16 protein-coding genes are annotated in these 15,373 nt (G+C 51.6%); 8 read left to right on the top strand and 8 right to left on the bottom strand.

Features of this window, described 5'->3' with window-relative positions; translation table 11 throughout:
- Positions 1-127: 127 nt before the first annotated feature.
- From RM811_RS15270 to RM811_RS15255, 4 genes are all read left to right on the top strand, one after another.
- Positions 128-541 (top strand): cupin domain-containing protein, encoded by a 414-nt coding sequence (locus RM811_RS15270; RefSeq protein WP_402525929.1) that lies wholly within the window; start codon positions 128-130, stop codon positions 539-541.
- A 90-nt stretch (positions 542-631) separates the two neighbouring features.
- Positions 632-808, top strand: a complete 177-nt coding sequence (locus RM811_RS15265; RefSeq protein WP_402525926.1) for a recombinase family protein — start codon at positions 632-634, stop codon at positions 806-808.
- Positions 796-981 (top strand): hypothetical protein, encoded by a 186-nt coding sequence (locus RM811_RS15260; RefSeq protein WP_402525924.1) that lies wholly within the window; start codon positions 796-798, stop codon positions 979-981. Before RM811_RS15265 ends, RM811_RS15260 begins: the two co-directional genes overlap by 13 nt.
- A 209-nt stretch (positions 982-1,190) precedes the next feature.
- A complete protein-coding gene (locus tag RM811_RS15255) occupies positions 1,191-1,838 on the top strand; it encodes a hypothetical protein (RefSeq protein WP_402525921.1) in 648 nt (215 codons plus the stop codon).
- A 459-nt stretch (positions 1,839-2,297) separates the two neighbouring features.
- On the opposite strand, the gene RM811_RS15250 is transcribed toward RM811_RS15255, so the two are convergent.
- The 7 genes from RM811_RS15250 to RM811_RS15220 form a co-directional block, all read right to left on the bottom strand.
- Positions 2,298-4,433, bottom strand: coding sequence for a flagellar biosynthesis protein FlhA (locus RM811_RS15250; protein ID WP_402525919.1), 2,136 nt, complete (start codon positions 4,431-4,433; stop codon positions 2,298-2,300).
- Between the two features lie 712 nt (positions 4,434-5,145).
- Entirely contained in the window at positions 5,146-6,339 is a 1,194-nt protein-coding gene (locus tag RM811_RS15245) for a flagellar biosynthesis protein FlhB (protein WP_402525917.1), read from the bottom strand.
- Between the two features lie 71 nt (positions 6,340-6,410).
- Complete coding sequence (fliR, locus tag RM811_RS15240) at positions 6,411-7,193, bottom strand: flagellar biosynthetic protein FliR (protein ID WP_402525914.1); 783 nt, start codon at positions 7,191-7,193, stop codon at positions 6,411-6,413.
- A 246-nt stretch (positions 7,194-7,439) separates the two neighbouring features.
- The gene (locus tag RM811_RS15235) at positions 7,440-7,706 is read right to left on the bottom strand and encodes a flagellar biosynthetic protein FliQ (RefSeq protein ID WP_402525912.1); all 267 of its coding nucleotides are present in this window, start codon (positions 7,704-7,706) and stop codon (positions 7,440-7,442) included.
- A gap of 270 nt (positions 7,707-7,976) precedes the next feature.
- Positions 7,977-8,750 (bottom strand): flagellar type III secretion system pore protein FliP, encoded by a 774-nt coding sequence (gene fliP / locus RM811_RS15230; protein WP_402525910.1) that lies wholly within the window; start codon positions 8,748-8,750, stop codon positions 7,977-7,979.
- A gap of 4 nt (positions 8,751-8,754) precedes the next feature.
- Positions 8,755-9,336, bottom strand: coding sequence for a FliM/FliN family flagellar motor switch protein (locus RM811_RS15225; RefSeq protein ID WP_402525907.1), 582 nt, complete (start codon positions 9,334-9,336; stop codon positions 8,755-8,757).
- Complete coding sequence (locus RM811_RS15220; RefSeq protein ID WP_402525904.1) at positions 9,320-10,384, bottom strand: FliM/FliN family flagellar motor switch protein; 1,065 nt, start codon at positions 10,382-10,384, stop codon at positions 9,320-9,322. Before RM811_RS15220 ends, RM811_RS15225 begins: the two co-directional genes overlap by 17 nt.
- Before the next feature lie 277 nt (positions 10,385-10,661).
- On the opposite strand from RM811_RS15220, the gene RM811_RS15215 reads away from it, so the two are divergent.
- Positions 10,662-11,783, top strand: coding sequence for an OmpA family protein (locus tag RM811_RS15215; protein WP_402525902.1), 1,122 nt, complete (start codon positions 10,662-10,664; stop codon positions 11,781-11,783).
- Positions 11,784-12,129: 346 nt separating this feature from the next.
- Here the strand turns inward: RM811_RS15215 and RM811_RS15210 are convergent, their stop codons facing one another.
- Positions 12,130-12,309, bottom strand: coding sequence for a hypothetical protein (locus RM811_RS15210; protein ID WP_402525900.1), 180 nt, complete (start codon positions 12,307-12,309; stop codon positions 12,130-12,132).
- A 105-nt stretch (positions 12,310-12,414) separates the two neighbouring features.
- On the opposite strand from RM811_RS15210, the gene fliE reads away from it, so the two are divergent.
- The 3 genes from fliE to RM811_RS15195 form a co-directional block, all read left to right on the top strand.
- Positions 12,415-12,717: a flagellar hook-basal body complex protein FliE gene (gene fliE / locus RM811_RS15205; protein WP_402525897.1), complete on the top strand. Its 303-nt coding sequence runs from the start codon at positions 12,415-12,417 to the stop codon at positions 12,715-12,717.
- Positions 12,714-14,354: a flagellar basal-body MS-ring/collar protein FliF gene (gene fliF, locus RM811_RS15200; protein ID WP_402525895.1), complete on the top strand. Its 1,641-nt coding sequence runs from the start codon at positions 12,714-12,716 to the stop codon at positions 14,352-14,354. The genes fliE and fliF overlap by 4 nt, the downstream gene beginning before the upstream one ends.
- The coding region (locus RM811_RS15195) for a flagellar motor switch protein FliG (protein WP_402525892.1) at positions 14,347-15,373 on the top strand (1,027 nt) is incomplete at its 3' end. The genes fliF and RM811_RS15195, both read left to right, overlap by 8 nt.

Genomic DNA, 15,373 nt, shown 5'->3' with positions numbered 1-15,373 from the left:
GTGAGTGAAATCATGCTCAAAAAAACCGGATTAAAAACACTTAAGAGTAATACCGTGATTAAAGGCCCTGCAGCCCATCCACCATTCTACATGTTAGGCTGTATTTTTCGCATCATTACGGCTGGTGATGAAACAAATGGTGAGTTTGCAGCTTGGCATGTCGAGATGCCGCCTAATGATGCACCTGTTCCTGTTCATCTCCTGTTCATCGACACGAAAGCTGGAAGAAAGTTTATTCATCCTGAAAGGCACAGTTCTGGCCTATGTAGATGGTGAAACATTTGTCATTGAGGAAGGTGGGAGTATTCATGTTCCACGCAACGTTCCCAAGGTATTTAAGCCAGCTGGTAATGAAACAGTTGAGATGATCGTGCATGTTCAGCCAGCAGGATTGGAACAATTGTTTATTGAGTTTGGTGTGCCTGCGCTTGATCGAAAGGAGGAACCGCCTGTCCCCTCTGTAGAAGAAATGGGTAAAACTGTAAAAGCTGCGGAACGGTATGGAATGATTGTTTGTGGACCAGACCCTTTTCAGAAGTAATATCCAATTAGTAGTCAGGCCAGGCAGATTGTCGGCTAACAAGCGCATCGGCTCGGCCTGCGGCAGCCGACCATGCTGGGATGTGGATGGGTGGGAATCCACCACTGGTGGTATGACGTTAACGAGCGAAAACTAATAGTAAATCCGGTGGAAGCCGAGCTGGTGAAACTGATCTTCAAGACCTTTGTGAAAACCAGATCCATCATCCAGACCTGTGAAATCATCAACCAAAAAGGGTATCTGACCAAAGCCGTGTGGACAAGCTGATCCGTCTGACCTGCCTGGCACCGGATATTCAGGAAGCCATTCTCTGCAACACCGGGGCGTGGGTGCTTACCCTGAAGGATTGCATGAAACCGTTTCCCATGCTCTGGACAGAGCAACGTGAACACTTCAGAAAACTTGCGATCGCAGTTCCAGAAGCCTCACCAGATGACTGATGGGTATACCAACACCAGAAAATACAGCGAAAATAACACCTATTAAATATGAACTTTAAGGATATATAGATGTCAAATCTTAACCAAATACGACGATACTTATTCTTCCAATGCCATCAATCCCATCAATCCCATCAATCCCATCAATCAGTAGTAACCTAGCCTGTCGCACTGCCCCTGTAGACTGGAATCCAGACAACGCCCTGCAAATGGCAAAAACCATAAAAGAGCATAAATGTAATACCACTTTAGTGATGAACCGGCCTGATAACTCTTTTTTCTATCGCTCACCACAACATGTCTATAGTAACAAGATCCTTGGACTTTTTGAAAAAATATCACTTGGCAGAGCATACCTTTCCTGCCTGACAAACAGGGTTATCCCTCTAGAAAACAGAAAGATAGAATTCATTACTGACTTCCGGAACGACTCTTTCCTATCACAAAACATGCATACTCTGACGATTATAGGACATGGGGCGAACCATCAAGCCTATAAGCACGCAATGGAGAAATTATCAGATCCAAAGCAGTTGAGTAGTGATGAACGAGAAGAACTTAACGATGAAATAAGCCAATACGTTTCCTTTTATTCACCACAAATTCTTGCGGACATGTTGCATACAAGCGGACTAAGGAGTGTAAAGTATCTCAAGCTAATAGGCTGCTACATGGGTAACTCAAGCAACCCTTACATTGAGCTGTTAGCTACAGCCCTTACTACGAAAGGCATAAACTTTTCAGAAATATCGGCCACAATGAATTGTGTAGCTGCCATTTCTCCTATCTGGATTTTCTCTCTGGGATCTGCAACCTTGAAATGGAGAGTGACAAATAACCCTAACAATCAGCCATGATTTTGGAGTGATGCAACAGCAAAAAGTTCGCATCCAGTCCCGAGCCCCTACCGCCGGCACAGTCGCGAACTCACAAAACTACAATACCGAGAACAACAGAAAAAGCACAATATAATCAATTAGTTAAACGCTGCATTTCGTCGAAGGCTGTGGACCACGGTTTTTCAGAGATAAGAGAGAAAGGTAAGAAAAATGGGTGGAAATAGCTTAAAAACTGTAAGGCCGTAAACCTCAGCGTGACACCGCCAACCCTTTGAATACAGGCCCTATAAACGACAAAACCCTTACGACAGATATCGTAAGGGTTTTAGTGTATGCCGGTGGGGCGGGAACCTATTGCGGAAATCTCTGATAATTTACGTTACGTGGTGCAAATACAACCTTCGTTATTTTTAACGCCTGCCAGATTGGGTGAGCCATTGATCACCGACGAAATAACAGAAACTCTGTAATCCTGACCTAACCCAGCTGGCCAATAATCTCAACCTGAAGGTCGTCCGGTATTTCCTGGAATGTCAGTACCGTCAAAGTGCGGTTGGTGGCTATTCTGGCGTAACGGGACAGCAGCGGCCACAACTGGTAAGCCACCAGCAACACTGGCTCAACCGGTTGTTGGCTGGCCTGGGTAATCAACGCCGGGATATTCTGTTGTAACTGCAGGGACAACTGCGGTTCTATGGCAAAGGTTTCTTCCGAAAAAAGAACGTCCCGGCTAGCCTGCTCCCGGGCCATCAGCAGCATCTTTTCCAGTTCAGGGGACAGGGTGAACACAGACAGTTGCCAGGGCAGTGCCTGACGGTTAATCAGGGGCTCAACAATCTGCCGGCGCAGGGTAATCCGAACCTGTCTGAGCAGCATCAGCAAATCGCTTTGCTGTTCGGTCATTTCCAGCAGGGTCACGGCTATTCGCGGACTATCGCCGATGGAAATCCGATCCAGCAACAGTTTTTTTAACAACTGCATCAAAACGCCCATGGATAGCTTGTCAGGTACCAGCGCTTCACACAGTTTTGGCGACGACTGACGTAGATGTTCCAGCCATCCCCGAGTCTCCTCAAAACCGATCAACTCATGGATATGATCTTCCATAACCTTGCCAACATGGGTGGTAATCACTGTGGCACAGTCCACCACGGTATAACCGGAATGGATGGCGGACTCCCTGACATCCGGTTGAATCCAGAGAGCATTGAGCCCGTAGCTCGGTTCTCTGACAGGCCTGCCCTCCGTTAATGGCCGGGCGGCGTCGGTGGCAATGGCCAGCAGCTGGCCAATTTGTACCGAAAACCGGTCCACCTCAATATTATGAAGGCGGATGGTATAGCTCTCCGGATCCAGCTCCAGATTATCGCGAATATGCACCATGGGCAGCAGAAAACCGAATTGCTGTGACATTTCCTGACGCAGGTTGCGGATCTGCTCAGCCAGTTGGGTCTGTTGTTCGGCAGGTCGCTCAGCCCCCTCCCTTTCAGAACCAAGCAAGCCAATGACTCGGTAGCCAATATCCAGACCAATGGGGTCCACCGGGGCAATATCCTGCCAGCCCGGTGTTCTTCCTGCACCCGTAACGGTTTCATTGGCTGTGTCTACCCGGGATCGCTCAGTGAGTGAGCGTTTGACCATGGTCGCATGACCATAAACAAGCATCATCAGCAGCACACCCGGAACAATAAAAGCCACATGGGGCATACCGGGTGCCAGGCCAATGACTGCCAGCACACCGCCAGCCACCACCAGCGCCTTCGGCTGTGAGATAATTTCCTGGCGCACCTGATGGTGCATATCCGCCGTACCCGACATTCGGGTAACCATAATGGCGGCACCCGTGGACAACAGCAGTGAAGGGATCTGAGCCACCAGGCCATCACCAATGGTCAGCTGCCCGTAAACTCGCGCCGCATCGGTCCCAGCCATATCGTACTGCCAGATGCCGATGGTCACACCACCGAGAATATTAATCAGCAGAATCATTAAACCGGCTATGGCATCACCCCGAACAAATTTACTGGCACCATCCATGGCACCATAAAAGTCCGTTTCCCGGGTGATATCCTCTCTTTTTACCCTGGCTTCGTTATGATCAATCACCCCGGAATTCAAATCGGCATCGATGGCCATCTGCTTTCCGGGCATGGCATCCAGAACAAACCGGGCGGTTACTTCTGATATCCGGCTACCGCCCTTGGTGATCACCACAAAATTGACGATCACCAGAATAATAAACACCAGCAGGCCAACAAAATAGTTACCGGCAATCACCACGCTGCCAAAGGATTCAATCACTTTGCCAGCGGCTGCCGGGCCCTCATGGCCATTGAGCAGGACCACCCGGGTAGAAGCGATATTCAAGGCTAACCGCAACAGGGTCGCCACCAGCAGCAGGGTAGGAAATACGGAAAAATCCAGTGGGCGATGGACGTATAGGGTCATGATCAGCAGGATCAGCGAAAAGGCGATATTAAAGCTGAATAACAGGTCCAGAAGAAACGGTGGTACCGGCAGCATCAACATGGCCAGAACCACCAGCAACAACAGCGGAGTGGCCAGGATCGCGGTTTTTGATGATTCGCTCAGAGAAATATTATCAGTGGTCATAGGTTAACTTTTAATCGTTGTCCGTGGTCCGATAAAACCGGGTTCACTTGAGCCTGTGCGGACAACGGGCATAACGATGAATTCTCCGCTGTCATTGTGTACATGGACTGTACGCAATCCACCCGGCAGGGAAAGCCAGCCATCGAGCCACACCTCCCTGTGGATGGATCCTGTACATTCCCTGTACAGGATGACAGTGGGTGGGGAATATCACTGTCATTATGTACATGGACTGATGCAATCCACCCCGTAGGGAAAGCCAGCCATCGAGCCACACCTCCCTGTGGGTGGATCCTGTACATTCCCTGTACAGGATGACAGTGGGTGGGGAGTATCACTGTCATTGTGTACAGGGATTGTACGCAATCCACCCGGCAGGGAAAGCCAGCCATCGAGCCACACCTTCCTGTGGGGTGGATCCTGTACATTCCCTGTACAGGATGACAGTGGGTGGGGAGTATCACTGTCATTGTGTACAGGGACTGTACGCAATCCACCCGGCAGGGAAAGCCAGCCATCAAGCCACACCTTCCTGTGGGGTGGATCCTGTACATTCCCTGTACAGGATGACAGTGGAGTTGGCTGGTAAATTGATCGTGGCTACCTTCCTGAATGTGGAATTTATTCAAGAACAATTCCTTAGTTTGGAAGAATTCTCTAGTGTCTGGAACATCAGCGATACTATCATCGGTCATCGGTCATCGGTCATCGGTCAACGGTCAACGGTAACTTCTGACAGATACTGATATTTGTCCGGCACCCTGATCACCGGTGGCCCGGGATTGTGTTTGCTCTGTCCACTGCGATAGCGGTTCAGCTGATACAGGTAAACCATAATTTTCGCCACCGCATTATAGAGATCCGGAGCAATCTCCTGATCAACCTCAGTATGATAGTAGAGTGCCCGGGCCAGCATGGGCTGAATCATCACCGGTTTACCGGCACGGCGCCCCAGACTGATAATCAGATCCGCCAGAAAATCTACGCCCCGGGCGATGAGCACCGGCGCCCGCTGTTCCCCGGGACGGTATTGCAGAGCAACGGCAAAATGATCCGGATTAGTGATGATAATATCCGCACCCGGTACGGCATCGAGCATTTTCTTACGCACGACAGATGCCTTCTGAAGCTGAGTACGTCTCATCCGTTCCCGGCTTTCCCTCGAACCTTCTTCATCTTTCAGATTTTCCCGGGCCTGCTGCCGGGTCGTCATCTGTTTCTTGCGGAAACTGTGTTTTTGCCACAGCACATCCGGTACAGCGATCAGCAGTAATGTCAGCGACAGGCTCAGTCCTGCTGACAACAGTATCTGGAGGCCCCGCAAAGTAGCATCCCGAAGCGGCCACTGGCTCAACGCCATAATTTCAACAAAATGGTAGCGAATAATAAAGAACAGGCAGAGTCCCAGCAGCAGAGTTTTCACCGTTGCCCTGATCACTTCGGCCAACCCCTTGCTGGAAAAAATGCGTTTTATACCCTCTGCAGGACTGATCCGCTGTGCTTTTGGCGCAATAACTTTAAGGCTGAAAATAAAGGGGCCGGACATCAGGGCTCCGGCCACCACAGCGGGTATCACCACCATGGCCACCGGAACAAGCAGTTCGGGAAACAGGGCAAAGGCATCCCTGAGCCTGTCCATCAGCCAGCCCGCCTGAAAATCGGTATTTCCCAGGGTTTCCGATAACGGACGGGGAACCGAACCGGGATAAGCACCGCCAAACACACCGGACATCACCTGAGATGCCAGATCTGAAAAACCCAGAAATAAAAACACTGACAGTGAATGCAGGGCAATCATCAGATCACGGGAACGGGATACCTGCCCCTCTTTCCTGCTTTTCAGCAGCTGCCGCTCACTGGGTTCTTCCGTTTTTTCACTGGCCGAATCTTTACTGTCTGAGGTCATTACCTTTGGAGCCTGTCAGAGTCTTGGGCTTGTCCGTTCTTTTTCGGGAAGCGGACAACGGACTGCGAATTTCATAAACCCATCAACGAACCCAAAACCTGCAACACATAACCGGTATGCCTTTCCACCGTATACGGCAACTGCACAATATTCAGGCTGAGCAGGGTAAGGCCCGCCAGAATAGCCAGGGGAAAACCCAGGGTCAGCAGGTTCATCTGGGGAGCGGAGCGGGCCATAAAGCCAAAGGTCAGATTGACCATCAACAGGCTGACAATAATGGGAAAGGCAATCAGCAAACCGGCACCAAACATCCAGCCGGTCATGGCCAGCAGGGCGGATGATCGTGCTACTGTTTCGCCGAAGTGGCCGGGTGGCAATATCCGCAGGCTTTCAATCAGCACAGCGAATACCACCAGATGGCCGTTCATCAGGACAAACAGCAATTGCGCGGTCACCTGGTAGATCCGGGCGATCACCGTAACGCTGACACCACTGGCCGGGTCATTAAGCTCCGCCAGCCCCAGGGCCATTTGCAATCCGGCCATATGCCCGGCCATGGCAAAAACGCTGAAAAAAATAACCAGCACCATCCCGAAAATAACCCCGGTCAGCAATTCAGTGATCGCCGTTATGACCATAGTTAAAGAGAAAGTGTCACAACCCGGTACGGTTTCAACCTGGAACATCGCCGTTACCGAAAAGGCCATGGCCAGCAACAAACGGGCAGACCAGGGCAGCCACTCACGGGTCAGGGGAAAGGTCATGATAAAACCACTGACCCGGCAAAAGACCAGAAAATAGAGGCCAATCTGGCTCAACAGACCAGCCAGATCAGCAGTATTCAGGACTGGCATTAGTATCTCTCAGGAATTGTCCCAACTTTAAGCCCGTTGTCCGTTGTCCGCTATCCGTTGTCCGTTGTCCGTTGTCCGTTGTCCGTTGTCCGAAAAAGCACAAGCACAAGCGAACCAGACTTTTTTGGACCACGGACAATACCCATCCTAAGAACGATTTTTAAGGAAAATGGTACTTTTTCACTATCCACTTTCCGACAGAAAAACTGGCAACTGGCAACTGGCAACCGGCAACCGGCAATAACATCACTGAAGAGTGGCAATAGTGGCAAAGTAATCATAAAAAAGCTTACCCAGCACCCGCACCAGCCAGTGCAGGCCAAGAGACAGCGTCAACAGGGTCACCAGCAGGCGGGGCAAAAAACTCAGGGTCTGCTCGGTCACCTGGGTAGCCGCCTGAACAATACTGACCACCAGCCCGATAATCAGTCCGGGGACAATCAGTACCGCCGCCAGCCAGGTAACGGTCCACAGCGCCTGGGAAAGCATATAGACGGCATTATCCGGCGTCACGGACTGAAACTCCTCATAAGGAAAGTGGCATTGTAAAACGTACCGATTATTTTCTTTCCACTGTCATTCCGTACAGGGATTGTACGGAATCCACCCGGCATGGATAGCCACCTGGCAGAGCATTCACCTCCCTGTGAATGGATCCTGTACAATCTCGGTAATTGCTCCTGCATTACTCTACCTCCTGCATCCATGCAGTCGCCTGTACAGGATGACAGTGTGGAGCTAACCAGTAGCTTTTTAATTGCCCCTTCCCTAAGCTGATGCGCCTCATAAACTAAAGCTCCTCACCGTTCCCGCCATAATCATCCCCCAGCCATCCACCAGGGTGAACAGCAGCAGTTTAAAGGGCAGAGAGATCACCAGGGGAGACAACATAATCATGCCCAGGGCCATTAGAATGCTGGCCACCAGCAGGTCAATCACCAGAAACGGCAGAAAGATCATAAAGCCCATTTGCAGGCCGGTTTTTATTTCACTGCTGAGAAAAGCCGGAATCAGAGTGGTGAAAGGCGCCTCCTCCGGCCGGATCGTCGGACGGTTCCCTGCTGCGGGTTCACTCTCTCTGGCTAACATCATAAACTGTTCCAGATCCGCCTTGCGGGTGTGCCGCAGCATAAACTGATGCAGGGGTAAACTGCCCTGCTCCACAGCATCCCTGAACGACAGCCGTTCTTCCAGATAGGGCTCTATGGCGTTCTGCCAGATTGAGGTAAACACCGGTTTCATAATAAAGGCGGTCAGGATCAGCGCCATGGCAATCAGCACCCTGGTGGGCGGAATCTGCTGCAGGCCAAGGGCCTGGCGCAATATCGACAGCACAATTAATACCCGGGTAAAACTGGTGGTGGCCATCAGCAGACCGGGTAAAAACGACAGAGCCGTCAGTAACAGCAGTATCTGCAGATTAACGGTATAGTCCTGCTGACTGTCACCGGCGGTCACCGTCAGTAATGGCAGCTGGGGCGCTGATTCCGACGACATTGGCAGTAATACCGTGAGCAGGATGACCACTTTTATCAGCCTGAATAGCGTTATTTTCATCGAACTACAGAATCTCAAGAATTCTCAATCCATAATGATCCCCCAGCAGCACCACCTCACCCCGGGCAAACAGAGTGCCATTTATGCGGACATCCAGCGGATCATGTTCCCGCCGGTCAAACCGGACAATAGCGCCCTGTTGCAACTTGAGGATGTCTGAAATCATCATACGCTTACTGCCAACATTCAGGGTAAGGGTGACCGGCACTGCGCCCACCAGACTCAGGTCCGGCGACGATGGCTGCCCTGCGGCGGCACTATCTTGCTCCGCTTTCTTAAAAGAAGACTCCGGCTTAACGGACTCCGGATCAACGGGCCGCGATTGTCCGGCAATGGTGCCCCGGGCTTCGGGGGGTACACCAGTACCTGACGGCTGAACTCCTGGCTCAGTCACTGGCTCAGTCCCTGCCGAAGCGGGCGACCCGGGGGAAGCCTGACCGGACGACACATCCTGTTTCTGCCGGGGAGCTGGCGGCCCTTCCTGACCGGGCATCAGTACGGAAGTTTCAATCACCGGCCGGGCTGAAGGACGACCGGTTTTTTGCCCGGAATTTTTTTGACTTTCAGCTTTACCGGTATCCGTCATAACTGTCTCCACCATAAACCAAATCATTGATCTGCAGGGTCAGGTAGCCGGAGTACTGGGCAACCATGGCATCAAACAGGGGGATATCCGCTATCCGCAGCACGGCTTCTTCCGGTTTTGGAATGGGAATCACATCGCCCACCTGCAGCTGCCCCACTCTGGCCAGGGGCAGGGACAAGGAGACCAGGTCAGCGGTGATATTGACCCCAATGCCCAGCAGAGCGCGGGAGATAAGCGCGGACGATGTCGGCAATGACATTCTGTTATTGACCCATTGCCCGGATAACACATTGCCCAGAGGATTGACCGGCATAAAAAAACTGACCGGCACCTGAAAAGGAGGCTGCTGGCTGCCCGGCTCAGAAAATTCCAGGTAAAACCGGCTGGCCAGACAATCCTCCCGAAAAGGATCAACAGAGGATGCAATCCCCCCCAGCCATTCAGCAGAGGCCTCCGAATTCTGAAAATAGCGTGACCAGACTTTCAGCCAGACTCTGGCCAGTTCACTGGCCACTTTATGCAACAGGTACTGGTGAATTTTGCTCAGGGAAAACGACGTTTTGACAGCACTGGCGGCACCGGCGACAACAGGCGATGCACTGGCACCAAAACTGATATCGGTTAAACAGGCGGGTAGCTGTTGATCGAACAGGATATAACCATAACTGCTGCCTTCATCACCCAGGGGAAACCGGTAGGAAAGAATCAGAGGGAACTGCCGCATTCGGGCAACTGTCGTATAAGCTACATTTTTCCCACCGCAACTCCCATCATAACGGGAGCTAATGGTATTACTTTCCACCACTTTTTTTACAGCGTTGGTCATCAGGCCGGGAAAAAGGCTGGAGATACTGGCCATGATTAGGGTGGCACGGTATACGGAAGCTGATGTCCGATGCAGTCGGCAGGGTGCTACGTCTTTGCTGGTAACGGAACTGCTACCGGTTTCAAGACTTCTGGACTTCCCCTTTTCAAGACTGTTTTTTTTTCGGCCGTTTTTTTCACGACCGTTTTGGTTTATTGAGCTGTTCGACGAAACAGGGGGCATCCAACATCGCTCCTTCACCTGGGGAAGTGGCGTTGTAAAAAGTACCGGTTGATTTTCTCCACTGTCATTCCGTACAAGATGATAATGGAGCTAACCGGTCGTTTTTATTGCCACTTCCCCAAAACCTGAGAAAAGGGGGGGACTCTGCTATAACAAACATGCGTTTATGAAACGAACACTTGTGAAAATAGCCAATGTTGGTGTTTTTTCCAGATAAACGTCCATGAATTTCTTTCTATGATGAATGAGTATTCAAATAGTCTGTTATGAAACCATTATGAAACCAGTCACAATATTCACAGGAACGCCCGGCAATCGCACACCACTGTGCATCGTCTTGATATTGACGGCCATGATCCTCAGCCCCGAACTGTCAGCCCGCTTTTACCGGGAAACCTACCAGGTGGCAATGGATGATGTGAACTGGCAACTGACTGAAAAAAAATACTTTAACTGTCGCTTGTATCAGGAAGTTCCCCTGTTTGGTGCCATGGCCATTAGCGCCTCGGCCGGGCATCAGTTGACCATTGAGCTGATATCCTCCCTGTTCCCACAGGTACCGGATGTTGTCCAGCTCTGGCTTGACCCACTGCCCTGGGGCTCGCATCAGGAGTATTTGCCGGGAGATAGTCAGGACCGCTCCGGCAGACCTGTGTCTATAGCCCGTTTTATCAAGCCCGAGGGCATGCAACCTGAAGGTCTGGAGCTACGGCTAACCCAGCCTGTCCGGCAATTTCTTCAGACACTCAATAACCATAGCCTTCTGTATCTGCTGGTCATAAAACCCCCTGCCGCTTTTGGCAAACAGGAGAAAGAGATTGACAGGCAGAATGCCCGGGAAAATCTGAATGGACAGGCGGGCACCATGATTGAAGTCAGTATCCCGACCCTGGGCATGCTGCCGGCATTACGGAAAATGTCAGGTTGCGTGGCAAATCTGCTGCCCAGAAATTTCCAACAGTTACGCCGTTATAACCTGTATTACCCATCCGGCCGGTTTCAGCCAGATCCCGCCCAGCGACAATGGCTGGTAGATACCGTGCGTTACCTGTCAGTGGATAAGACCATCACCGGGATTACCATCGACGGACACAGTGACGATACCCCCTTTAAACAAACCAGAGAAACCCTGAGCCGGTTGAAAAATCTCGAGCTTTCGAAAAAAAGGGCCAGCGCAGTCAGTCAGTTGCTGCAACAATATCTGCAGGAGGCCGGTATCACCCGCCCCCTGGTAATTAATGTCAGACACCATGGCGAGCGTTATCCTGTGGCCAATAATGTAACCGCAGCCGGGCGTTACCAAAATCGACGGGTTGAGATTTCCCTGGAAAGGAATGTTCCGGGAAAAACCGGAAAAGAAAGTACTCAGGAAAAATCCCCTCTGGCGACAAATCAATAAGGAATTGTCTCGAAATAAGTTCCCCGTTTGCCAGTAGATTGAGGAGCCTGGGGAGTAGTAATGTCAACAGTTCAGGCTGCGTTCTCCGCTGTCATTGTGTACATGGACTGTACACAATCCATCTGGCAGGGATAGCCATCTCTCCGGGCATTCACCTCCCTGTGAGATGGATCCTGTACAATCCCTGTACAGGATGACAGTGGGTGAGGAGTATCGCTGTCATTGTGTACATGGACTGTACACAATCCATCTGGCAGGGATAGCCATCTCTCCGGGCATTCACCTCCCTGTGAGATGGATCCTGTACAATCCCTGTACAGGATGACAGTGGGAGGACGGCAAGTTTTTAATTCTGGTTCGTCGGGGCAATGACCATTGAACTCTCATCTTCTGAGCTAGCTCCCAGGAATCCATAATGAGCCATCAATAAATGCTTATCGTCGTATTGATGGCTTACTCTGGTAAACGATCTATCCTTCTCAATAAACTTCATATGTCTTATGTGTATGCATTCGATTTGTTTCATCCATTTTTCATTTATTTAAGGGAAGTGTCGTTGTAAAAAGCGGCGCTGTTAAAAACACCGGTAATTTTTAATTGCCCCTTCCCTAACGACTTCAGGATTTGAGCAATGAACATCCATTTAATTGCTCCACCAACAGACATTGCCCTGACAGACAGCAGAGCTGGCCAGTGGTTGCCGGACTCTCACCAGTCTGATCGTTTTGACCGTATTTTTCAGCAGACACTCAACCATGTTAACGACACTCAGCTGGATGCCGGGCAGCAAATGGTGGCACTGGAATCAGGAAAAGACAATCTGATCGAAACAGTGCTCGCTATCCAGAAAGCCAGCCAGACCATGAATATGATGATACAGGTTCGAAATCGTCTGGTTGAAGGTTATCAGGAAATATTCAGCCAGCAGATATGATGACAGAAAAAATGGCCGCAAATAAACCATCGCCATGGTCCTGGCCAAATGCCAAAGCCATTGCCTCTAATTACTGGCTTCGAATCAAAACGACACTGGCTTCATTGCTGAAGCCCGGACATCAGGCCAATACTTCAGTCAATGTGCAGTTGATCTGGCTGCTGGTTATCAGTGCCTTTGTTATCGCCCTGCTGTTCAGTCTTATGCTGTGGTGGCATGACAGGGATTTCCGTCCCCTGTATGGCCAGGGTGAGCATTACAACATGGCAGGAGTAGTAGAAATACTGGATAAACAGGGTATTGACTACCGTATTAATCCGGATAATGGCCTGCTGCTGGTACGTGGCGATCGCCTGTCAGCAGCGCGGATGGCCATGGCGGCGGGGGGGATAGTTGCCCCGGCCACAGCAGAGTCCCCTCTGCTGCAGGAAAAACAGGCTCTGGGCAGCAGCCATTTTATGGAGCAAATGCGCTATCTGGCCACCCTGGAAGTGTCACTGTCGGCCACCATCGCCAGCTTGCAGGCGGTTCGCAATGTCCGGGTACACCTGGCGGTGCCGGAACAGAGTGTCTTTTTTCGGGAACGCCCGGCAGCGAAAGCGTCGGTCTATCTGGAACTGTTTAGCGGAACGCGACTGCAACCGGAACAGGTTGAAGGCATTATGCGGCTGATCAGTGGCAGCGTGGCCGGCCTGGAAGAGCAGCAGGTGACGGTGGTGGATCAATATGGCAACCTGCTCAGTCAGTCTTTAGTCCATGGACTTTCCGGCAGTGATGAAGGTATCAGCCGACAATATCTGGCGGCCCGTACCCGGATAGAAACCCACCTGGAAATGCAGCTGGCAAAAATACTGGATGCGGTAGTGGGCGCTGGCAACTACCGGGCAGATGTGGCTGCTGAGCTGACCCTGGACCGGCAGGAACAGAATTCAGAACGGTTTGGGCCCGCCACCGTGCTGCGCAGCGAATCCATAGAATCCGGAACACCGGGATTAACAAACCTTCAACAAGGGCAGCAAGGGCTACCCGCTGTGGCAGAAGTCCCGGCAAACACTCCGGTTGCCGGCTCAGGGGAAACGCCCGGTGAACAGAAAATTATCCGCAATTATGAAGTCAATCGTCTGGTCAGTAATGAAACCCGTTATCCGGGCCAGGTAAAACGGCTCACCGTAGCGGTGGTTATCAATGCCGGGGACTTTGGCCCGCCGTCGTTGCCGGAAAGCCAGGCAAAACTGACGGCGCTGGTTAAACAGGCAGTTGGCTTCGATGCTGAACGGGGTGACGAGGTCAGTATCGGCATCCTGCCCTTTGCCACACCTGTCCCCCCACCCGCAGAAAACAAGGTAGATTTGCTGGCGCCATGGGTTGATCTGGCCATAAAAACCGTACTGTTCATTGCCCTGATTGCCGCCATTATTATGTGCGGCCTCTGGTTTCGCCAACGGATTCTCAGCCCCGGGCCAGCCAGCGAAACAGTCTCAGAAACAGAAACCACGGCGGCAATACCGGACACCCGGTTCCCCCCGGCCAGCCTGGAAGAGCATATTGACCAGCTGCGTAACCTGACCCTGAACGAACCGGAAAAAGTAGCCACCGTATTAAAACAGTGGATTGCCAGTAATCAGTATCATGGCTGAACAAAATACCGACCAGAAACCCACCGTGGCTCCCCGGGCGGAGTCTCTCCCTGGCACTGTCGAAGAAGCTGCGGTGTTTCTGCTGTTGGTCGGCGAGCAGGCCGCATCCGGGGTGATCAAATACCTGAACCCCGCTGAAATCCGGGCCATCAGCCACAAAGCCGACAGCCTCAAGGTTAAAAACCGGCAACAACTGTTCACCCTGCTGGGGCAGTTTGAACGGGACTACGCCAACGCCAGTTTGCTGCTGGGGGATTACCAGCAGCAAATGCGCCAGACCCTGCAGAAAGCCCTGGGCAGGGAACAGGCCCGCTGTCTGGTGTCTCCCCCTGATAGCGACCATGAGCCACTGACCGGATTGCAGTTAATGAAACCGGAATTACTGGCCACCATGATTCAGGAGGAACCGGTCCAGTTCCAGGCCGCCGTGCTGGCCTGCCTGCAGACGGAGCAGGCATCGGAGGTCATTGCCCTGTTGCCGCCGGAACGGGCAGAACAGGTGCTGGGGCGTATTGCCCGGCTGAATAAACTGCCCCGTTCCTCCCTGCAGTCCATCGTTGAGTTTCTGGAAAACTTTCTCGATGAACAGGCGCTGGAAAATATTCTGCCGGTGGCTGGTGAACAACAGGTGGCCAATATTCTCAACCTGTCAGATACGGATTCACGGGAGCAGTTTCTGGCCTCCCTGCAACGGTCAGACAAGGTACTGGCGGGGCGCATCGAAGACCAGATGCTGATCTTTGAACATGTGGTCAACCTGTCCGACGATGGACTGCGCAAACTGCTGGGCAATGTGGAACAACAACAACTGGCGCTGTCTCTGAAAGGTGAATCCGATGAGGTTCGCCAGCGCATCTATCGGTGCATGAGCAAACGGGCGGCCGGTTATCTGCGCGAAGAGATGGAAATACTGGGAGCCGTCCCCCTGGGCAAGGTAAAAATAGCCAGGCAGGCAATAGTACGGATTATGGATGGAATGCTGAAAAGTGATGAAATTGAGATGTCCAGAGGCGGTGAGG

The organism is Endozoicomonas sp. (genome assembly GCF_031844845.1).
Lineage (GTDB): Bacteria > Pseudomonadota > Gammaproteobacteria > Pseudomonadales > Endozoicomonadaceae > Endozoicomonas.
Note: the sequence above shows the minus strand (reverse complement) of the source record. Positions and strands in the feature narration are given on the sequence as shown.